This is a genomic window from Pectobacterium carotovorum (assembly GCF_900129615.1).
Lineage (GTDB): Bacteria > Pseudomonadota > Gammaproteobacteria > Enterobacterales > Enterobacteriaceae > Pectobacterium > Pectobacterium carotovorum.
The window spans coordinates 315101-336344 of record NZ_FQWI01000004.1 but is presented as its reverse complement, the minus strand read 5'-3'; the positions used below and the strand labels follow the sequence as shown (position 1 = coordinate 336344).

At 52.9% G+C, this 21244-nt stretch carries 21 protein-coding genes; 14 read left to right on the top strand and 7 right to left on the bottom strand.

What is annotated here, in order from left to right:
* Positions 1 to 14 precede the first annotated feature (14 nt).
* The 9 genes from ileS to BUB06_RS11095 all read left to right on the top strand — a co-directional run bounded on the left by ileS (position 15) and on the right by BUB06_RS11095 (position 12053).
* Positions 15 to 2828, top strand: coding sequence for an isoleucine--tRNA ligase (gene ileS, locus BUB06_RS11135; RefSeq protein WP_039469987.1), 2814 nt, complete (start codon positions 15 to 17; stop codon positions 2826 to 2828).
* Complete coding sequence (gene lspA, locus BUB06_RS11130; RefSeq protein ID WP_094371036.1) at positions 2825 to 3340, top strand: signal peptidase II; 516 nt, start codon at positions 2825 to 2827, stop codon at positions 3338 to 3340. The genes ileS and lspA overlap by 4 nt, the downstream gene beginning before the upstream one ends.
* Positions 3340 to 3813: an FKBP-type peptidyl-prolyl cis-trans isomerase gene (gene fkpB / locus BUB06_RS11125; protein WP_010306705.1), complete on the top strand. Its 474-nt coding sequence runs from the start codon at positions 3340 to 3342 to the stop codon at positions 3811 to 3813. The genes lspA and fkpB overlap by 1 nt, the downstream gene beginning before the upstream one ends.
* Entirely contained in the window at positions 3794 to 4744 is a 951-nt protein-coding gene (ispH, locus tag BUB06_RS11120) for a 4-hydroxy-3-methylbut-2-enyl diphosphate reductase (protein ID WP_039469988.1), read from the top strand. Before fkpB ends, ispH begins: the two co-directional genes overlap by 20 nt.
* A gap of 336 nt (positions 4745 to 5080) precedes the next feature.
* Complete coding sequence (gene dapB, locus BUB06_RS11115) at positions 5081 to 5902, top strand: 4-hydroxy-tetrahydrodipicolinate reductase (RefSeq protein WP_010306698.1); 822 nt, start codon at positions 5081 to 5083, stop codon at positions 5900 to 5902.
* A 445-nt stretch (positions 5903 to 6347) separates the two neighbouring features.
* Positions 6348 to 7496, top strand: a complete 1149-nt coding sequence (carA, locus tag BUB06_RS11110; protein WP_010306691.1) for a glutamine-hydrolyzing carbamoyl-phosphate synthase small subunit — start codon at positions 6348 to 6350, stop codon at positions 7494 to 7496.
* A gap of 14 nt (positions 7497 to 7510) precedes the next feature.
* Entirely contained in the window at positions 7511 to 10735 is a 3225-nt protein-coding gene (carB, locus tag BUB06_RS11105) for a carbamoyl-phosphate synthase large subunit (RefSeq protein ID WP_039469990.1), read from the top strand.
* A 162-nt stretch (positions 10736 to 10897) separates the two neighbouring features.
* Complete coding sequence (locus BUB06_RS11100; RefSeq protein WP_039469992.1) at positions 10898 to 11587, top strand: helix-turn-helix transcriptional regulator; 690 nt, start codon at positions 10898 to 10900, stop codon at positions 11585 to 11587.
* A 97-nt stretch (positions 11588 to 11684) separates the two neighbouring features.
* Complete coding sequence (locus BUB06_RS11095; protein ID WP_039469994.1) at positions 11685 to 12053, top strand: VOC family protein; 369 nt, start codon at positions 11685 to 11687, stop codon at positions 12051 to 12053.
* 99 nt (positions 12054 to 12152) lie between these two features.
* Here the strand turns inward: BUB06_RS11095 and BUB06_RS11090 are convergent, their stop codons facing one another.
* Positions 12153 to 12767 (bottom strand): LysE family transporter, encoded by a 615-nt coding sequence (locus tag BUB06_RS11090; protein WP_039469995.1) that lies wholly within the window; start codon positions 12765 to 12767, stop codon positions 12153 to 12155.
* A gap of 220 nt (positions 12768 to 12987) precedes the next feature.
* Here BUB06_RS11090 and BUB06_RS11085 point away from each other — a divergent pair, with 220 nt between their 5' ends.
* The 3 genes from BUB06_RS11085 to folA all read left to right on the top strand — a co-directional run bounded on the left by BUB06_RS11085 (position 12988) and on the right by folA (position 14803).
* Positions 12988 to 13761 (top strand): threonine/serine exporter family protein, encoded by a 774-nt coding sequence (locus tag BUB06_RS11085; RefSeq protein ID WP_095995308.1) that lies wholly within the window; start codon positions 12988 to 12990, stop codon positions 13759 to 13761.
* Positions 13752 to 14222 (top strand): threonine/serine exporter, encoded by a 471-nt coding sequence (locus BUB06_RS11080; RefSeq protein ID WP_010299776.1) that lies wholly within the window; start codon positions 13752 to 13754, stop codon positions 14220 to 14222. The genes BUB06_RS11085 and BUB06_RS11080 overlap by 10 nt, the downstream gene beginning before the upstream one ends.
* A 98-nt stretch (positions 14223 to 14320) precedes the next feature.
* A complete protein-coding gene (gene folA, locus BUB06_RS11075) occupies positions 14321 to 14803 on the top strand; it encodes a type 3 dihydrofolate reductase (protein WP_010299774.1) in 483 nt (160 codons plus the stop codon).
* 89 nt (positions 14804 to 14892) lie between these two features.
* On the opposite strand, the gene BUB06_RS11070 is transcribed toward folA, so the two are convergent.
* Entirely contained in the window at positions 14893 to 15798 is a 906-nt protein-coding gene (locus BUB06_RS11070) for a LysR family transcriptional regulator (RefSeq protein ID WP_039469999.1), read from the bottom strand.
* A 111-nt stretch (positions 15799 to 15909) separates the two neighbouring features.
* Here BUB06_RS11070 and BUB06_RS11065 point away from each other — a divergent pair, with 111 nt between their 5' ends.
* Together BUB06_RS11065 and BUB06_RS11060 are read left to right on the top strand one after the other, a co-directional pair.
* On the top strand, positions 15910 to 16434 hold the full coding sequence (locus BUB06_RS11065; protein WP_010299768.1) for a DMT family transporter: 525 nt from the start codon (positions 15910 to 15912) through the stop codon (positions 16432 to 16434).
* Positions 16435 to 16576: 142 nt separating this feature from the next.
* Positions 16577 to 16771 (top strand): hypothetical protein, encoded by a 195-nt coding sequence (locus BUB06_RS11060; RefSeq protein ID WP_072012953.1) that lies wholly within the window; start codon positions 16577 to 16579, stop codon positions 16769 to 16771.
* Between the two features lie 40 nt (positions 16772 to 16811).
* On the opposite strand, the gene apaH is transcribed toward BUB06_RS11060, so the two are convergent.
* The 5 genes from apaH to surA are packed head-to-tail and all read right to left on the bottom strand — an operon-like array spanning position 16812 to position 21185.
* Complete coding sequence (gene apaH, locus BUB06_RS11055) at positions 16812 to 17669, bottom strand: bis(5'-nucleosyl)-tetraphosphatase (symmetrical) ApaH (RefSeq protein WP_039470001.1); 858 nt, start codon at positions 17667 to 17669, stop codon at positions 16812 to 16814.
* Between the two features lie 2 nt (positions 17670 to 17671).
* Positions 17672 to 18049, bottom strand: a complete 378-nt coding sequence (gene apaG / locus BUB06_RS11050) for a Co2+/Mg2+ efflux protein ApaG (RefSeq protein WP_010299764.1) — start codon at positions 18047 to 18049, stop codon at positions 17672 to 17674.
* A gap of 12 nt (positions 18050 to 18061) precedes the next feature.
* Entirely contained in the window at positions 18062 to 18880 is an 819-nt protein-coding gene (rsmA, locus tag BUB06_RS11045) for a 16S rRNA (adenine(1518)-N(6)/adenine(1519)-N(6))-dimethyltransferase RsmA (RefSeq protein WP_039470003.1), read from the bottom strand.
* Positions 18873 to 19874, bottom strand: coding sequence for a 4-hydroxythreonine-4-phosphate dehydrogenase PdxA (gene pdxA, locus BUB06_RS11040; protein WP_039470005.1), 1002 nt, complete (start codon positions 19872 to 19874; stop codon positions 18873 to 18875). The genes rsmA and pdxA overlap by 8 nt, the downstream gene beginning before the upstream one ends.
* 15 nt (positions 19875 to 19889) lie before the next feature.
* Entirely contained in the window at positions 19890 to 21185 is a 1296-nt protein-coding gene (gene surA / locus BUB06_RS11035) for a peptidylprolyl isomerase SurA (protein ID WP_039470006.1), read from the bottom strand.
* Positions 21186 to 21244: the final 59 nt, after the last annotated feature.

The following is a 21244-nucleotide window of genomic DNA, read 5'->3' as shown; positions in this document are numbered from 1 at the left end:
AAATCGAGAATCTAATGAGTGACTATAAGACTACCCTGAACTTGCCGGAAACAGGGTTCCCGATGCGTGGCGATCTGGCCAAGCGCGAACCTGACATGCTGAAACGTTGGTATGAGCAGGATCTGTACGGGATTATTCGCAATGCGAAGAAGGGAAAGAAGACCTTCATTCTGCACGATGGCCCTCCGTACGCGAACGGCAGCATTCACATTGGTCACTCAGTTAACAAGATTCTGAAAGATATTATCGTTAAATCGAAAGGCCTGTCTGGCTACGATTCCCCCTATGTGCCGGGCTGGGACTGCCACGGCCTGCCGATTGAACTGAAAGTAGAACAACTGATCGGTAAGCCGGGCGAGAAAGTCAGCGCCGCAGAATTCCGCGCTGAGTGTCGTAAATATGCGGCAGAGCAGGTTGCGGGTCAGAAAGCCGACTTTATTCGTCTCGGCGTGCTGGGCGACTGGGATCGTCCTTACCTGACGATGGATTTCAAAACCGAAGCGAACATCATTCGTGCGCTGGGTCGCATCATTGAAAACGGCCACCTACACAAAGGTGCCAAGCCGGTTCACTGGTGTGCCGACTGTGGGTCTGCGCTGGCGGAAGCGGAAGTGGAGTATTACGACAAAACCTCTCCATCCATTGATGTCGCGTTTAACGCCAGCGATGTGGCAGCGGTACTAGCCAAATTTGGCGTGAGCAGCGTAGATGACCCTGTTTCGCTGGTGATCTGGACGACGACGCCGTGGACGCTGCCGGCAAACCGTGCGATCTCATTGAATGCGGAATTCGATTATCAGCTGGTGCAGATTGACGGTCAGGCGCTGATTCTGGCGACTGATTTGGTTGAAAGCGTGATGAAACGCGCAGGTGTGGCCCAGTGGCAAGTGCTGGGCAACTGCAAAGGCGCGGAACTTGAGCTGCTACGTTTCAAACATCCGTTCCTGGGCTTCGATGTACCCGCCATTTTGGGCGACCATGTGACGCTGGATGCGGGTACCGGTGCGGTACATACCGCCGGTGGTCACGGTCCTGAAGACTACGTGATCAGCCAGCAATACAATCTGGAAATCGCCAACCCGGTTGGGCCGAACGGCTGCTACCTGAGCGGCACCTATCCTGAACTGGATGGCAAATTCGTTTTCAAAGCCAACGATCTGATCGTTGAAATTCTGCGTGAAAAAGGCATGTTGCTGCACGTAGAGAAATTGCAGCACAGCTATCCGTGCTGCTGGCGCCATAAGTCGCCGATCATTTTCCGTGCGACGCCACAATGGTTTGTCAGCATGGATCAGAAAGGCCTGCGTAAGCAGTCGCTGTCTGAAATCAAAGGCGTGCAGTGGATCCCAGATTGGGGTCAGGCGCGTATCGAAGCGATGGTCGCCAACCGTCCTGACTGGTGTATCTCCCGTCAGCGTACCTGGGGCGTGCCGATGTCGCTGTTCGTCCACAAAGAGACGGAAGAGCTGCATCCACGTACCGCTGAGCTGATTGAAGCGGTAGCGAAACGTGTTGAAGCCGATGGCATTCAGGCATGGTGGGATCTCGATCCGGCCGACGTGCTGGGCGCAGATGCTGACAACTACGTCAAAGTACCAGATACGCTGGACGTGTGGTTCGATTCTGGATCGACGCATGCGTCCGTGGTAGACGTTCGTCCTGAATTTGGCGGTCATGAAGCGGATATGTATTTGGAAGGTTCCGACCAGCATCGTGGTTGGTTCATGTCTTCCCTGATGATCTCCACTGCGATCAAAGGCAAAGCGCCTTACCGTCAGGTGCTGACTCACGGTTTCACCGTTGATGGTCAGGGTCGCAAGATGTCCAAATCGATCGGGAATACCGTCAGCCCGCAGGACGTAATGAACAAGCTCGGTGCTGACATTCTGCGCCTGTGGATCGGCTCAACGGATTACTCCGGTGAAATAGCCGTATCCGATGAGATCCTGAAGCGTTCTGCCGATGCCTACCGCCGTATTCGTAACACCGCGCGTTTCCTGTTGGCGAACCTGAACGGGTTCGATCCACAGAAAGATAGTGTGAAACCAGAAGACATGGTTGTGCTGGATCGCTGGGCGGTTAGCTGTGCGAAAGCCGCGCAGGAAGAGATCCTCGAAGCGTATGAAAGCTATGATTTCCACCGCGTCGTACAGCGTCTGATGCAGTTCTGCTCGATCGAGATGGGTTCGTTCTATCTGGATATCATTAAAGATCGTCAGTACACGGCAAAAAGCGACAGCGTTGCACGCCGTAGCTGCCAGACTGCGCTATACCATATCTCAGAAGCGCTGGTGCGTTGGATGGCACCGATTATGTCCTTCACCGCAGATGAGATCTGGAACTACCTACCGGGCGAGCGTGCGCAGTACGTCTTTACCGAAGAGTGGTATGACGGTCTGTTCGCGCTGGATAGCGCAGAAACCATGAACGATGCGTTCTGGGCGGATGTCCTGAAAGTGCGTAGCGAAGTGAACAAAGTCATCGAGCAGGCACGTAATGACAAACGCATCGGTGGATCGCTGGAAGCTTCCGTCACGCTGTACGCCGATGCCAATCTGGCGGGCAAGTTGAACCAGCTGCGTCAGGAACTGCATTTCGCGCTGTTGACGTCAAAAGCGCTGGTGGAACGTTATGAAAATGCGCCGGATAGCGCGCAGGCAACGGAACTCACCGGACTGAAAATTGCCTTAAGTGAGGCAGAAGGGCACAAGTGTCCACGCTGCTGGCATTACGAGACGGATATCGGTAGCAATGCCGAGCATCCTGAAGTGTGTGGTCGCTGTGCGACTAACGTGGGCGGTAACGGCGAAGAGCGTAAATTTGTCTGATGAATAAGATCTGTTCGAGTGGACTGCGCTGGCTTTGGCTGGCGATACTGGTTTTAATTGTCGATCTTGGCAGCAAACAGTGGATCCTTGCCCACTTTGCGCTGGGGGATACGGTGCCAGTGATGCCTTCTCTGAATCTGCATTACGCCCGTAACTACGGCGCAGCATTCAGCTTCCTGGCGGATAAAGGCGGCTGGCAACGCTGGTTCTTTGCTGGCATCGCGATTGCTATCGTGGTTGCACTGCTGGTGATGATGTACCGTGGCAGCGTCAAACAGCGGCTCAATAACATTGCGTATTCGCTGATTATCGGTGGCGCATTGGGCAATCTGTTCGACCGGACATGGCACGGATTTGTTGTCGATTTCATCGACTTCTATGTCGGTGACTGGCACTTCGCCACCTTTAACCTTGCCGATACCGCTATCTGTATTGGTGCGGCGCTCATCGTACTGGAAGGGTTTTTCAGTACGCATGATGATACTGATACCGTTAAGCAAAAGGGTCACTGATGTCCGAGAGTGTTCAGCATAACAGCGCGCTGCTGGTGCATTTTATCCTGACGCTGGAGGATGGCTCTGCGGCCGAATCCACGCGTGAGCGCGGCAAGCCAGCGCTGTTTCGCCTTGGCGACGGCAGCCTGTCTGACGCGTTGGAACAACAGCTGTTGGGATTGCAGCGTGGTGATAAACGCAAGTTTACGCTGCCGCCAGAGTCGGCCTTTGGGCCGACCAATCCGAACCTGATCCAGTTCTTCCTGCGCCGTGATTTCGCCCAGACTGGCGTGCCGGATGTTGGCACCATCATGCTGTTCAGTGGCGTTGCCGGAAATGATATGCCGGGGATTATCCGCGATGTGACCGAAGAATCGGTCACCGTAGATTTCAACCATCCCCTATCCGGCCAGGCGATTACCTTCGATCTTGAAGTGCTGGATATCGATCCCGTACAACAGGAGGTGACACATGCAGATCCTGCTGGCTAATCCGCGCGGCTTTTGTGCCGGTGTCGATCGGGCTATCAGCATTGTGGAACGTGCGCTGGAGCTTTTTGGTACGCCGATCTACGTCCGTCATGAAGTAGTACATAACCGCTATGTGGTTAACGGATTACGCGAACGTGGCGCGATTTTTATTGAGCAGATTGAAGACGTGCCGGATGGTGCGATTCTGATTTTCTCTGCACATGGCGTTTCACAAGCGGTACGTAATGAAGCCAAAAACCGCGATCTGACGGTATTCGATGCAACCTGTCCGCTAGTGACCAAGGTGCATATGGAAGTGGCCAGAGCCAGTAAGAAAGGCGTAGAAGCGATTCTTATCGGGCATGCCGGACACCCTGAAGTTGAAGGGACGATGGGGCAGTACAGCAATGCGGATGGTGGCATGTATCTGGTGGAGTCCCCCGAGGATGTCTGGCAGCTACAGGTAAAAGACGAAAGCAATCTGTGCTTTATGACGCAAACCACGCTTTCTGTTGATGATACTTATGCGGTGATTGATGCGTTGCGTGAGCGTTTTCCGCAGATTGTCGGCCCGCGTAAAGATGACATCTGCTATGCCACGACCAATCGTCAGGAAGCCGTTCGCCATTTATCAGATAAGGCGGATGTGGTTTTTGTCGTGGGCTCTAAAAACTCTTCAAACTCCAACCGCCTTGCAGAATTGGCGCAAAGAGCGGGGAAAGCGGCTTATCTGATTGATGCCGCTGAGGATATCCAGGAGTCATGGTTAGCGGGCGCTTCGCATGTTGGGGTGACCGCAGGCGCATCGGCACCGGATATTCTGGTACAACAGGTGATCCAGCGTCTGAAAGAATTGGGCGGCAAAGTTGCGATTGAAATGCAAGGGCGTGAAGAAAACATCGTCTTTGAAGTGCCCAAAGAGCTGCGTGTTGAAGTCAAACAGATAGATTAATGTTGTTTCTGCGGTAGGGCTTTGGCCTTACCGCTTTTATACCCTCTCGTTTTCTCCCCTGTATTCATTCATGAAAATGTTAATGCATAAAAATGAATTTTTATGCGTTATGCCATGTGGTTTAATTTTGACCGCTTCTGCTTATCTTCAAATACGTTGCGGTTTTTCATCGCTCTGATATGCCATTTTGCTGTCTGTGGTTAGACAGTTTTGCTGATTTTCTGCGGCTTCAAACAGTATTTTCTAATCTGGCGGTAAATCCGCTGGCGATAGTGCGCAGCGCCCGTTAACCTGATGTTATTTTTATGTCGTCAGGATCAAAAAGAGAGAGACATTATGAAGGATTCATCCATCCGCATTGCGGTTGTAGGCGCGGGCGGCCGTATGGGACGCCAGCTGATTCAGGCTATCGAGCAAATGGACGGCGTGGTATTGGGCGCGGCGCTGGAGCGTTCTGGTTCGTCTCTGATAGGAAGTGATGCCGGTGAACTCGCAGGGCTGGGGAAAAGCGGAATTACCGTGAATGAAAGCCTGGATGCCGTGCAGAATGATTTCGATATTTTAATCGACTTCACCCGCCCAGAAGGCACATTAGCGCATCTGGCATTTTGTCGTCAGCACCGTAAAGGCATGATTATTGGGACAACCGGCTTTGATGACGCAGGGAAAGCGGCGATTAAGCAGGCTGCGCAGGATATCGGCATTGTGTTTGCGGCGAACTTCAGCGTTGGCGTCAATGTCATGTTGAAGCTGCTGGAAAAAGCGGCCAAAGTCATGGGCGACTATACTGATATCGAAATCATTGAAGCACACCACCGCCACAAAGTGGATGCGCCATCGGGTACCGCACTGGCGATGGGCGAAGCGATCGCTGATGCGCTGGGACGCGATCTGAAGTCCTGTGCCGTGTACGCGCGTGAAGGCTACACTGGTGAACGCGATCCGAAAAGCATTGGTTTTGCGACCGTGCGAGCGGGCGATATCGTCGGTGAACATACGGCGATGTTTGCTGATGTGGGTGAGCGCGTTGAGATTACCCACAAGGCATCCAGCCGCATGACATTTGCTAATGGTGCAGTAAGAGCTGCAATCTGGATTAGTGCGAAAGAAAGTGGCCTTTTTGATATGAGAGATGTGCTTTCTTTAGATGATTTGTAGTATTTTATTTTTTTATAAATAGTTTATCTAACTGAAAAAGGTGGGTGTTTTTACGTTCACCTTTATTTTTATCTTTTTGGATTGTTTTTTCTATCATCATTGGTATTTGTTTGTGTTTTATTCTGTTTTTTAGTGATGATTTTCCCTCCTTACTCCCAAAATGTCCTTTGCTGGTGATTTGTTACTCTTATTTTAGCAATGTTGTCTCGCAACCGTTTACTTATCTCAGTTGATAGGGTTTTTTACGTCAGTGGGCGACTATTTATTTCGGAAAGCATAAAAATAAGAGAAAAAAAGCGGTTTGGGTAGACAATCAGGAAGACCATCATTAAAATGCGCCCAATTTGCCAAAAATTGGCCTTACAGGTAGTTTTTGCATTGATTTAGTGGCTCGAATCTGAATTAATATGCAAATAACGTGATTGTTTATTCCTTGGAGGGTGTTTTGATTAAGTCAGCGCTATTGGTTCTGGAAGACGGAACCCAATTCCACGGTCGGGCCATTGGGGCAGAAGGGTCGGCAGTGGGGGAAGTGGTCTTCAATACGTCGATGACCGGTTATCAAGAAATCCTTACTGATCCTTCCTATTCCCGCCAGATTGTCACTCTCACTTATCCCCATATCGGTAATGTCGGCGCCAATGCCAACGATGAAGAATCCCCCTCTGTACAGGCTCAAGGTCTGGTTATTCGCGATTTACCTCTGATTGCCAGCAACTACCGTAGTGAAGAAAGCCTGTCTGAATACCTCAAACGCAACAACATCGTCGCCATTGCTGATATCGATACCCGTAAACTGACCCGTCTGCTGCGTGAGAAAGGCGCACAGAATGGCTGCATCATCGCGGGCGATGCGCCGGATGCTGCCGTCGCACTGGAGAAAGCGAAAGCCTTCCCAGGGCTGAAGGGCATGGATCTGGCAAAAGAAGTCACGACGGCAGAAAGCTACAGCTGGTTACAGGGAAGCTGGACGCTGGAAGGCGAATTGCCGGCGGCGAAAAACGAAAGCGAGCTGCCTTACCACGTTGTCGCTTATGACTACGGTGTGAAACGCAACATTCTGCGTATGCTGGTGGATCGCGGCTGTCGCCTGACGGTTGTACCTGCGCAGACGCCTGCTGAGGACGTACTGAAGCTGAACCCAGACGGTATTTTCCTCTCTAACGGCCCGGGCGACCCGGAACCGTGCGACTACGCGATTCGTGCGATCAAAACCTTCCTGGAAACGGATATTCCGGTATTCGGTATCTGTCTGGGTCACCAACTGCTGGCACTGGCGAGCGGTGCCAAGACCATCAAAATGAAGCTGGGTCACCACGGTGGCAACCATCCGGTCAAAGATCTGGATAACAACTGTGTGATGATTACCGCGCAGAACCACGGCTTTGCGGTTGATGAAAATAATCTGCCTGCCACGCTGCGCGTTACGCATAAATCCCTGTTTGATCATACGGTTCAGGGGATTCACCGCACGGATAAGCCAGCGTTCAGCTTCCAGGGACACCCGGAAGCAAGCCCCGGCCCGCATGATGCCGCGCCGCTGTTCGACCACTTTATTGACTTGATTCAGACTTACCGTTCTTCAGCTAAATAATCAGGAGCGAGAAAATGCCAAAACGTACAGATATTAAAAGCATCCTGATTCTGGGCGCCGGCCCGATTGTTATCGGCCAGGCGTGTGAGTTTGACTACTCGGGTGCACAGGCGTGTAAAGCGCTGCGTGAAGAGGGTTACCGCGTTATTCTGGTGAACTCCAACCCGGCAACCATCATGACCGACCCGGAAATGGCCGATGCGACCTATATCGAGCCGATTCACTGGGAAGTGGTACGCAAAATCATTGAAAAAGAGCGTCCAGATGCAGTGCTGCCAACGATGGGCGGCCAGACTGCGCTGAACTGTGCGCTGGAGCTGGAACGTCAGGGCGTGCTGGCTGAATTCGGCGTCACCATGATTGGTGCAACGGCTGATGCGATTGATAAAGCAGAAGACCGCCGCCGCTTCGACGTGGCAATGAAGAAAATCGGTCTGGATACTGCGCGTTCCGGTATTGCACACAATATGGAAGAAGCACTGGCCGTTGCGGCTGACGTCGGCTTCCCGTGCATTATCCGTCCTTCCTTTACGATGGGCGGCACCGGTGGCGGTATTGCTTATAACCGCGAAGAATTTGAAGAGATCTGTGAGCGCGGGCTGGATCTTTCTCCAACCAAAGAGCTGTTGATCGATGAATCGCTGATTGGTTGGAAAGAGTATGAGATGGAAGTGGTGCGTGATAAGAACGACAACTGCATCATCGTCTGCTCAATCGAAAACTTCGATGCGATGGGGATCCACACTGGAGACTCCATCACCGTTGCGCCTGCACAAACGCTGACTGATAAAGAATATCAAATCATGCGTAACGCCTCGATGGCGGTACTGCGTGAAATCGGCGTAGAAACGGGCGGTTCTAACGTTCAGTTCTCGGTAAACCCGAAAACGGGCCGTCTGATTGTTATCGAAATGAACCCGCGCGTATCACGTTCTTCCGCGCTGGCATCTAAAGCGACAGGCTTCCCGATTGCGAAAATCGCGGCTAAGTTGGCTGTAGGTTACACGCTTGATGAGCTGATGAACGACATCACTGGTGGCCGTACGCCAGCGTCCTTCGAACCTGCTATCGACTACGTTGTCACTAAGATTCCGCGTTTCAACTTCGAGAAATTCGCTGGTGCCAACGACCGTCTGACCACGCAGATGAAATCTGTGGGCGAAGTGATGGCGATTGGCCGTACGCAGCAGGAATCTTTGCAGAAAGCGCTGCGTGGCCTGGAAGTGGGTGCGACTGGCTTCGATCCGAAAGTGGATCTGGACGACCCAGAAGCGCTGACCAAAATCCGCCGCGAGCTGAAAGATGCCGGTGCCGAGCGTATCTGGTACATCGCTGATGCCTTCCGCGCGGGGATGTCTGTCGACGGCGTATTTAACCTGACCAACGTCGATCGCTGGTTCCTGGTGCAGATTGAAGAACTGGTGCGTCTGGAAGAGCAGGTCGCTGAAAAAGGCGCAACCGCACTGGATGCCGATTTCCTGCGTACGTTGAAGCGTAAAGGCTTTGCCGATGCGCGTCTGGCGAAACTGGCTGGCGTGGCGGAAAGCGAAATTCGCAAACTGCGCGATAAGTTCGACCTGCATCCGGTCTATAAGCGTGTCGATACCTGTGCGGCAGAATTTGCGACCGATACGGCTTACATGTACTCCACGTATGAAGAAGAGTGTGAAGCTAATCCGACTCAGGATCGTGACAAAATCATGGTACTGGGCGGCGGGCCGAACCGTATTGGTCAAGGGATCGAATTTGACTACTGCTGCGTCCACGCTTCACTGGCGCTGCGTGAAGATGGTTATGAAACCATCATGGTTAACTGCAACCCAGAGACCGTTTCAACAGACTACGATACGTCAGACCGCCTGTACTTCGAGCCGGTAACGTTTGAGGATGTACTGGAAATCGTCCGCATCGAGAAGCCAAAAGGCGTGATCGTGCAGTACGGCGGCCAAACGCCTCTGAAGCTGGCGCGTGCGCTGGAAGCGGCGGGTGTGCCGGTTATCGGTACCAGCCCGGACGCCATTGACCGTGCAGAAGACCGTGAGCGCTTCCAACAGGCTGTTAATCGCCTGGGCCTGAAGCAACCGGCTAACGCCACAGTAGCAACGATTGAGCAAGCGGTAGAAAAAGCGCGTGGCATCGGTTACCCGCTGGTTGTCCGTCCTTCTTATGTTCTGGGCGGTCGCGCGATGGAAATCGTGTACGACGAAATTGATCTGCGTCGCTACTTCCAAAACGCCGTTAGCGTATCTAACGATGCGCCGGTGCTGTTAGACCGCTTCCTTGACGATGCCATCGAAGTCGACGTTGATGCGATTTGCGACGGTGAACGCGTGCTGATTGGCGGTATTATGGAGCACATCGAGCAGGCGGGCGTTCACTCCGGTGACTCGGCTTGTTCACTGCCGGCTTACACGCTGAGTAAAGAAATTCAGGACGTAATGCGTCAGCAGGTTGAAAAACTGGCGTTTGAACTCTGTGTTCGCGGCCTGATGAACGTGCAGTTCGCAGTGAAAGATAACGAAGTTTATCTGATTGAAGTGAACCCACGTGCGGCGCGTACCGTACCGTTTGTTTCGAAAGCGACCGGTGTTCCGTTGGCGAAAGTCGCGGCACGCGTGATGGCAGGTAAAACGCTGGCTGAGCAGGGCGTCACGAAAGAAATTATCCCGCCGTACTACTCCGTAAAAGAAGTGGTGCTGCCGTTCAACAAATTCCCTGGCGTTGACCCGATTCTGGGGCCAGAAATGCGTTCGACCGGTGAAGTGATGGGCGTTGGCCGCACGTTTGCTGAAGCATTTGCTAAAGCGATGCTAGGCAGTAACTCGCACATGAAGAAAACCGGACGTGCGCTGCTGTCGGTACGTGAAGGCGATAAAGGTCGCGTGGTCGATTTAGCGGCTAAGTTGTTGAAGCACGGTTTTGAGCTGGATGCGACACACGGCACGGCGATTGAGCTGGGCGAAGCGGGTATTAATCCGCGTCTGGTGAACAAGGTGCATGAAGGTCGTCCGCACATTCAGGACCGCATCAAGAACGGTGAGTACACCTACATCGTCAACACCACCGCAGGACGTCAGGCGATTGAAGACTCCAAGCTGATTCGCCGCAGCGCGCTGCAATACAAGGTGCACTACGACACCACGTTGAACGGTGGTTTCGCCACGGCAATGTCGTTGACGGCAGACCCGACGGAGAAGGTGACTTCCGTACAGGAAATGCATGCGATGATTAAAGGCTGATTGACCGACTTCGGTTGGCAGTAAGCGGATAATAAAAGCCAGCGTTGGTAACAGCGCTGGCTTTTTTAATTCGAAAATCCCCGGATAGCAGGGCTGGTTTTCAGCGAGTAGCCGTATATTCTCTTGCTGAAACCGCGTGAGTACCGTGAATCCAGAGGTGTTATGTCCAGAACGCAGCGTTTACTCGATCTTTTACAGCTATTACGTCATCACCGTTTTCCTGTGACGGGAGCGTACCTTGCGGAAAAATTAGGCGTAAGCCAACGCACCCTCTACCGGGATATTGCCACGTTACAATCGCAGGGCGCGCATATTGAGGGGGAGGCAGGGTTAGGATATGTCCTGCACCCGGGGTTCATGCTACCCCCGCTGATGTTTTCAGAAGAGGAAATTGAAGCATTGGTGTTGGGCTCGCGCTGGGTCGTCAGAAGAACAGATGAGCGTTTGGCGGGCGCGGCCCGTAATGCATTGATGAAGATTGCTGCGGTATTACCGCCAGAGTTGCGCCACGAGCTTGATTCTTCTGGGCTATTAGTGGGGAAGGCAGAATTTACTCCCGCTGTGGTGATCGATTTATCCGTTTTGCGTCACGCCATCCGGGCGGAGCGCCGTACGGAGATTGCTTATTGCGACCTTCAGGGCGATGAGTCTCTCCGCATTATCTGGCCGTTCGCATTAGGATTTTTCGATCAAACGCACGTGATTGCCGCCTGGTGCGAGCTTCGTCAGCAGTTTCGTCATTTCAGGGCTGAACGTATCCGTAGCATGACGGTTTTGGAGCAGCGTTATCCCCGTCGTCGCCAGCAGTTATTAAAAGAGTGGCATGAAAAAGAAGACATTCCTCGGCAGTAATGGCTACTGACAAAAATTGACAGCAGTGCGTACTACGATGCATTCAGGCAAGCAGAAGCCTTCTGCTTATTACTCACCTGATTACCGGGAATCTCTGATGAACGCACCAAATCTTATTATTTTATATGTGGAAGATGCCGTTGCCAGCGAGCGTTTCTATCGTGAACGGTTTGATTTGCAACCTGTTGAGAAGTCGGAAAACTTTGCCATGTTTGCCTTTGACTCCGGGTTGTTATTGGGGGTGTGGTCTAAACATGAGGTTAAACCGGTGGCCCAACTGGCGGGCGGTGGTAGCGAATTAGCCATTCGTGTCGAGAGTGAGGCTGCACTAAACGCTATGTATGAAAGCTGGAAGGAACAGGGGATGGCCCTTATTCAGGACATCACCCAGATGGATTTCGGTTTGACGTTTGTGGCGCTCGATCCCGATCAACATCGGATACGGGTTTATTATGCCAGCTACTAAGCTCGCTTCGGAATAAGTGCAAACACGCCTTCCCGGTGGAAATTGGGAAGGTGTTCATCATGCACCCAATCGCTTTAGGCTAGCAGGTACGTCGCAAGCCTAACCTAGCGCCACTTTGATACCCAACGCGATCAACACCGTGCCCAGCAGTTTATCCACCAGTTTCTGTGCTTTAGCCAGCCCACGTCGTACCGGCTCGCTTTGGAAAAGCAGCACCAGCAGCGGCCACCAGACGACAGAGAGCAGCCAGATGATCATGGCATACCACAGCTTTTCGCCGATGCCGGAGTGAATGTTCAGCACCTGTGTAAACATCGCCAGAAAGAACAGTGTGGCTTTTGGGTTAAGCAGATTGCAGAGATAGCCTTGCAGGAATGCTTTTTTCAGGCTGACGTTTTGTTGCCCCTGATGTGAAACGTCCATCTTGCTGCCGCCACGCGATAATAATGCTTGAATACCGATCCAGATCAGATAGGCGGCGCCCGCATATTTCAGTACATTAAACAGCCACGGGGTAGTGGTGATGACGACGGCTAGCCCGGCGACGCAGTATGCCATGTGAGTTGCCACGCCGCAGATTACACCAACCGCGGTCATCAGTGCGGCAACGCGTGGGTAGCGTGTCGCGTTCTTGATGACGAGAAAAAAGTCGGGCCCGGGAGAGAGCATCCCCAGCGTGGCGATAGTGGCGACAAACAGCGATGTTTCTAACATGGTCATCCCAGAGAGTGAAATAGTAAGAACGGTTGAAATGATAGCGCCAGAATAATGAATTCGCATCACACTTATTGGTTATTTGGCGGCGATATGTTAACAATTGTCCTTTCATTTTTTGTGGTTAATTTCAGGGGCGGGTTGGGATAACAACATGGTCAGTGAATGTGAGAACCGTGAACTATTCAGTGGTGAAAAACAAGTAAGTAGCGCGAAACGGATGGGTGAAGCGCCACAGCAGCGGGAAATAACCCGACTGTGCATCCAGTGTGCGCTGCTGCTGTTACAGCATGGCGCGGAGAGTATGGTGGTAGAACAGCTGTCGTCACGGCTGGGTATGGCGCTCGGTGCTGATAGCGTTGAGAGCTCCATCTCAGCTAATTCGATTGTACTGACCACCATTATGCAGGGGCATTGCCTGACGTCGACGCGGAAGAATGTGGACCGAGGCATTAATATGCACGTCGTCATTGAAGTTCAGCATGCGGTCATCATGGCCGAGCATAAACTGCTGGATGTAGCGGGCGTAGAAAAGCGTCTGGGAAATATCAAACCGCTGCGCTATCCGCGCTGGCTGATGGTTTCCGTTGTCGCGCTCTCCTGCGGCTGCTTCAGCCGTTTGAACGGAGGCGGGTGGGATGCATTTATCGTCACGCTGATTGCCAGCGGACTGGCGATGTATGTCCGACAGGTGTTTACGGCGCGACATCTGAATCCGTTGATCAACTTCTGTATTACGGCGTTTGTGGCGACGTCGGCATCAGGTTTGTTGATGCGTTTGCCTGCTTTTTCTCAGACCTCGACGGTGGCGATGGCAGCGAGCGTGCTGCTGCTGGTTCCCGGTTTCCCGCTGATTAACGCCGTGGCCGATATGTTTAAAGGGCACGTAAATACCGGTCTGGCACGCTGGACGGTTGCGAGTTTACTGACGCTGGCAACCTGTATTGGGGTCGTGATGGCGATGTCGCTGTGGGGGTTACGCGGATGGGCTTAAGTTTACTGTGGGCACTGTTGCAGGATATGGTGCTGGCGGCAGTCCCTGCGTTGGGGTTTGCGATGGTCTTCAACGTACCGCTGAAAGTGCTGCCTTACTGCGCGCTGCTGGGTGGCGTCGGGCATGGTGTACGGTTTCTGGCGATACATTTCGGCATGAATATCGAGTGGGCATCGTTTCTGGCGGCGATCCTGATCGGCATCATCGGTATTCGCTGGTCGCGCTGGCTGCTGGCACATCCGAAAGTCTTTACCGTAGCGGCCGTGATCCCAATGTTTCCCGGTATTTCTGCCTATACGGCGATGATTTCGGTGGTAGAAATTTCGCATCTTGGCTATAGCGAAGCGTTGATGAGCGTCATGATGAGCAATTTCCTGAAGGCGAGTTTTATCGTCGGGGCGCTCTCTATCGGCCTGTCTTTACCGGGGATCTGGCTCTACCGTAAACGACCGGGAGTATAAAACTCTTATATTACGTTTCGGTCTTGTATCTATGTCGACGAGCGAAAGGGCTTTCCGTATAGTGTCAGCAATTTTCTGACCTACAGGGTTTTTTCACCATGGTTATTAGTTTGATTGCTGCACTGGCAGTGGATCGCGTGATTGGTATGGAAAACGCGATGCCGTGGCATTTGCCAGCCGATCTGGCATGGTTTAAGCGTAATACGCTTAATAAGCCGATTATTATGGGGCGTAACACTTTCCGTTCTATCGGTCAGCCGCTGCCCGGCCGACTGAACATTGTCGTCAGCAATCATCCCGGTGATGACGATCGTGTGACCTGGGTCTCCTCGCTGGACGCTGCGCTGGCGGCGGCGGGCGACGTCGAGGAAGTGATGGTGATTGGCGGCGGCAGTATCTATCAGCAAATGCTGGCGCAGGCTAACCGCCTCTATCTGACGCACATTGATGCCGAAGTGGAAGGCGACACGCATTTCCCTGACTATGAGCCGGATGAATGGCAGTCTGTTTTCAGCGAGTTCCATGATGCTGACGAGCGTAACTCACACAGTTACTGCTTCGAAATTCTGGAACGTCGCTAAGCACCTTTCCTGCGATAACATTCTGTCGGTAATACGATGAAGAGCTAAACCCGCCTTGTTGCGGGTTTTTTCGTTTCTGAGCTGATGCTTTATTTCCCCGCCTGACAGCTTTCCCAAATGGCGTGTCTCAGCCAGCGATGCGCAGGATCGCTCTCGCGTCGCGTATGCCACACCTGCTGGAAGGCAAAGTCGGGTATCACGAATGGAGGCGGAAAAATGTGCAAATCTGGCGTAGTGATGCGGGCCATGCTGCGCCGTGCAGCGGTTAGAATCAGATCAGTATCGGCAATGAGATTGATGGCGGCATGCCAGTGGGGCAGGGTCAGCACGACATTGCGCGCTAGGCCGCTTGCAGCCAACGCGCTGTCAATTTCATTGGCAGAATCGGGATGCATCGTGACCAGAACATGTGGCCGTTCCAGCCATGTCTCAAACGACAGCGTACCGTTTTCCGGCAGCGTGGTGCGGTCGGCCAGACAGGCGAACTGTTCTTCAAAGAGAAGCTCGGCGTGTACCTCGGATGGGCGCTCAGGAAACACGCCAAGGCCTAAGTCGATTTCTCCATCGATCAACTGTGCCAGCATCATTTCACGGCCGGCATGGCTGACGGCTAGCGAAATACCGGGAGCCTGCATACGTAGATGCCGCATGAGCGTTGGCAAGACGGCATTCGTACCGTAATCGGAGAGCGCCAAACGGAAATGTCGCGTGCTATGACGCGGATCGAACTGCGGTGCCTGGATAAGCTCGTTCAACTGATCAAGCGTCTGTTCCAGCGGGCCGAGTAGCGCCTGAGCACGGGTCGTTAGCGTCAGACCAGCCTCACGCCGAACTAACAGCGGATCGTTAAAAATCTGGCGTAGCTGTGATAAGGAATGGCTGACCGCAGGCTGGCTGCGGTGCAGGCGAAGCGCTGCTCGCGTGACGTGTTTTTCTGTCAACAGCGCGTGAAGCGTTAGCAGCAGATTCATGTCGATACGACGTAAATCATCCATTGTATGAATACCTTCCGTATGAATTACGAATTTCCATCAGTTTAATGGATGATTGAATATTGGAACATCCCAATTATGTTGTGAATTTTATAGTGTGAACTCGGGGGTTCCATGTCGTTATTCTCTTCTTTCTCTCTCTCATTGCTGTTGCCGCTGGGTATTGCAGTACTTGCTGGGAGCATTGTGCCTTTTCAGGCTGCCAGTAATGCGGCACTGGGGCGATCGTTAGGCCATCCGCTTTGGGCAACGCTGGTATCACTGCTGGTAAGTATCTGCGTGCTGCTGCCGATTCTGTTTGCTGCTCGGGTGCCCACACCAGCGCTTGGTAATGCCTTGCAGGGGCCGTGGTGGATCTGGCTGGGCGGGGTGGCGGGTGTGGCTTATATCACCGCCGCGTTATTGCTGACGCCAAAGCTCGGTGCCTCAGGTTTTATTGTCTGCGTGATTGCTGGTCAGGTGGTGGCATCGCTGATGATCGATCATTTTGGTTTGATGGGACTGGCGGTAAAGCCTGCGACGCTGGGGCGAATAGCGGGTGTCGCGTTAATCGTGATGGGGATGCTGGTAGTGCAATATTCTGCGGCTTCTCAACCGCTGACAAAACCCGCCGTTGAAACTAATAATCAACCACAGTAAGGAAGCTATCTCTCCATTTTGTCGCGCGAATGGGTCACATTTCCGTCATCTATCATCGCTAGTATGAAAACGGGTAGCGGCTTCCGTCGTTCAATTGAGATGTCGTTAAGCCGCTGTGTTTGATAGATAGGAGACTGTACGCATGACGAATAGAAACCGTAATCTGAATACTGACCGTTTGAGCGATCCACGCCGCCGTGAATTACCGTCAGGCGGCGTAGAAGCCGTTGGTCTGGCTGGGTTTCTTGGCGGTGGAATCTGGTCGATTCCCACCGAGGAGTTGGCTGTGCCATCATCCCAAAAGGCTCAGTCTGGGACGGCCTTCCCACTTCTATGACACGGGCACGGCTGGCGATAGAGTGAATACTTTCGAGCCTTTACTCACCCGATAAGGGCGCGGTATCGCCAGAGAGTTCGGTGTTTGATGAGAGTGACGGTTGCGTGAAATAGCGCTTATCGTCCCAACGCAGCATGGTCAAATCTCCCCCCCAACAGCACCCGGTATCCAGTGCGTAAATGTTTTCCGGCGTGCCTTTCCCTTCCAGAGATGCCCAGTGGCCGAATGCAATAGCGTATTCTCCGGCAATCTGGCTTGGCAGCTCAAACCACGGTTTTAGCAGAGAAGGTGCCTGACTCGGCGGCTCTTTGCAGAGCATATCCAACTGCCCGCCAGAGAAGCAGTAGCGCATACGGGTAAAGACGTTGGTGCTAAAGCGTAGACGGGCCAGGCCGCTGAGTTCTGGGCTCCAGTGGTTTGGCATATCACCATACATGGCATCGAGGAAAAGCGGGTAGCTGTCGCTGCTCAGGATCGATTCGACTTCACGTGCGCACATGAGTGCCGTCGGCAGATCCCACTGCGGCGTGATGCCCGCGTGCGCCATCACCAGCTTTAGATCTTCATCAACCTGCAAGATCGGCTGGCGGCGTAGCCAGTTGATGAGCTCGTCTGCATCGGGAGCGGTGAAGAGTTCATTGAGTCGATCTTTCGGCTTATTGCGGCTGATACCCGCATAAACGGCCAACAGGTGCAGATCGTGATTGCCAAGCACCATGCGGACAGAGGGACCGAGGGAACGAACGAAGCGCAGAACCTGAAGCGAATCCGGCCCGCGTGCGACTAAATCGCCCGTTAACCAAAGCGTATCTTGCTCTGGATTAAAGGAAACTTGCGCCAATAGTGCATTAAGTTCCACGAAACAGCCGTGAACATCGCCAACTAAATAGGTAGACATAATTAATGTATCAGTGAAGGAATAGCCAGACGGAAAACGGGGATGGAAACCTGAAACGCTTTACCCTGATGGTCAACCATATGGTAGTGGCCTTCCATCGTGCCGAGAGGCGTTTCTATGACGGCACCGCTGGTATAGTGGAATTCGCCACCGGGCTGGATAATCGGCTGTTCGCCGACTACGCCTTCACCCTGAACTTCAGTCTGGCGACCGTTACCGTTGGTGATCAGCCAATAACGTCCCAAAAGCTGGACTTCATGACGCCCCAGATTGCGAACCGTAATCGTGTAAGCAAACACGAAACGTTCTTCATCAGGCTCCGATTGTGATTCCACGTAGAAGCTCTGAACCTGTACACAAACACGGGGCGCATTAATCATGATGAACTCCAGTTATTCCTGTTTTGCAGGATGCTCGCTTAACCAGTTCGCCAGTCGGCAATATTGCTCAACCGTCACATTCTCTGCGCGGCTGCTGACATCGATCCCCAACTCCGTGAGAACGTCCGGGGTGAACAGGTTGCCCAGACTGTTACGCAGTGTCTTACGGCGCTGGTTAAACGCTTCCGTCGTGATGCGGCTCAGCACGCGAATGTCGCTGACTGGGTAGGGGATCTCGGCATGAGGAACGAGTCGCACTACGGCGGAGTCAACTTTAGGCGCGGGCTTGAATGCCTCTGGTGGTACTTCAAGCACTGGGATTATCTGACAATAATACTGTGCCATGACGCTCAGGCGTCCAAAAGCTTTACTGTTCGGTCCTGCCACCAAGCGGTTAACCACCTCTTTCTGCAACATAAAGTGCATGTCGCGGATAGATTGAGTATAGGTGAACAAGTGGAACATCAGCGGTGTGGAAATATTATACGGCAGGTTGCCAAAAACACGCAGCGGTTGCCCAGCCTGTTCCGCGAGCGCGGCGAAATCGATCGTCATGGCATCTTGCTGAATAATCGTCAGCTTGTCTTTCAGCGTCGGATGCGTTTCCAACCGCGCGGCCAGATCCCTATCCAGCTCAATAACGGTAAAACGATCCATTCGATCGCCAACGGGCGCGGTCAACGCGCCGAGGCCGGGACCGATCTCAACGATCGCTTGACCTGGCTGAGGATGAATCGCCGAAACGATGCTATCGATCACGAAGTGATCGTTTAAAAAGTTTTGCCCAAAACGTTTACGGGCGAAGTGACCTTGGTGTACGCGATTATTCATTACTGTGTTTTATCATTTTAATGGCAAGATTTAATGCCGTGATGAAGCTGCCGGGGTCGGCGCTGCCGGTTGCGGCCAGCTCAAGCGCTGTACCGTGATCGACCGACGTACGAATAAAAGGTAACCCCAGCGTGATATTAACGGCGCGCCCGAAGCCCTGATATTTCAGAACCGGGAGCCCTTGATCGTGGTACATCGCCAAAACGGCGTCAGCGTGTTGCAGATACTTGGGCTGGAAAAGCGTGTCGGCAGGCAACGGCCCAACCAGCGTGATACCCTGCTGCCGGAGTTCGTCCAGCGCGGGGTTAATTACATCCAGCTCTTCACGGCCCATATGGCCGCCTTCACCGGCATGGGGATTTAGCCCACACACATAAATCTGCGGTTGAGCGATGCCGAATTTTGTCTGCAAATCATGGTGCAAAATCGTGATGACTTCGTGCAGGCTCTGACGGGTAATCGCTGCAGAAACAGCGGCCAGCGGAAGATGCGTGGTCGCTAAGGCAACACGCAGTTCTTCTGTTGCCAGCATCATAACGACACGGTCACAGCAGCTGCGATCGGCGAAAAATTCAGTGTGCCCGCTGAATGGGACACCAGCATCGTTGATAATGCCTTTATGTACCGGGCCGGTAATCAGCGCGGCGAATTCGCCGTTCAGACAGCCATCACACGCGCGCGCCAGTGTCTCAACGACATAAGCGCTGTTAGCGACATTTAAGTCACCTGGAATGATGGTTGCTGATGCGGCGATCGGCAGAATGGTCAGGCTACCTGCCTGCTGTGGCTGTGCGGGCTGACCGGGTTGATAGTCACGCAGCGTCAGCGGCATCGATAACTGCAATGCGCGACTGAATAACAGGTCAGGATCCGCACAGATCACGAGCTCTACAGGCCAGGCCTGCTGAGCCAGAGCAATCACCAGATCGGGGCCAATCCCGGCGGGTTCGCCGGGGGTGATCACAACGCGTGGCGTATTGCTCTCAGTCTGCATGAGTTTCAATCTGCATTAGTTACTGGCACCATTAATCACTTTGACATAGGCCGCTGCACGCTGTTCCTGCATCCAGGTTTGCGCTTCTTCAGCGAATTTACGATTAAAGATCATACGGTACGCTTGCTCTTTTTGCGCTGCGTCGGTTTTATCAACCTGACGGGTATCCAGCAGCTGAATCAGGTGCCAGCCAAAAGAGGAATGAACAGGCTGACTGATTTCGCCTTTCTTCAGTTTCAGCAACGCATCGCGGAAGGCCGGATCGTACATATCTGGAGAAGCCCAGCCAAGGTCGCCGCCCTGATTTGCTGAACCTGGATCCTGAGAGAGCAGTTTGGCTTGTGAAGCGAAATCAGTGCTGCCGTTTTTGATCTGCTGTGCCACTTCTGCCAGTTTGGCTTGCGCCTGGCTGTCCGTCATGACGACAGACGGTTTGATCAGAATATGGCGAGCATGCGTTTCGGTTACCGATACGCTTTTGTTACCGCCGCGAATATCGTTCACTTTCAGAATGTGGAAACCCACACCAGAACGGATCGGGCCAACGACCTGACCTTTCTGCGCCTGTGTTAAGCGTTCAGCAAACAGTGTTGGGATCTCTTGCAACTTGCCCCAGCCCATCTGGCCGCCTTTCAGCGCCTGAGAATCTGCGGAATAGGTAATGGCCAACTTGCCAAAATCCGCGCCTTCATTGATTTGTTTCACCAGCGACGTTGCCAGATTTTCCGCCTCATCAACCTGCTGCTGAGTCGGGTTTTCCGGTAATGGGATCAGAATGTGGCTCAGATTCAGCTCATCGTTTTCACCGGTCTGGGTGGCGATTTGCTTAGCCAGCGTATCGACTTCCTGTGGCAGCACGGTAATGCGACGGCGGACTTCGTTGTTACGCACTTCCGAAATCAGCATCTCTTTGCGAATCTGGTTACGGTAGGTGTTGTAGTTCAGACCTTCATAAGCCAGCTGGCTTTTTAGCTGGTCCAGAGACATCCGGTTCTGAGCGGCAATATTGGTAATTGCCTGCTCCAGTTGCTCATCCGTCACCTGGATACCCATCTTCTGCGCCATTTGCAGGATGATGTTATCCATGATCAGGCGATCGGTAATCTGATGACGCAGTGTGGCGTCATCCGGCAACTGCTGCCCGGCCTGCTGGGCGTTCAGTTTTACCGACTGCAAAAGACTGTTTACATCACTTTCCAACACGACGCTGTTGTCGACCACTGCTGCGACTTTATCAACCACCTGTGGTGCTGCGAACGCGGTAGAGGCACTCAGTGCCAATCCGAGAATAAGCGTTCTCCAGTTCTTCATACCTTTCCCATTATTTCATCCGCAAGGCGGGTTAAAAGTTCCAATATTTCAGCGAGACA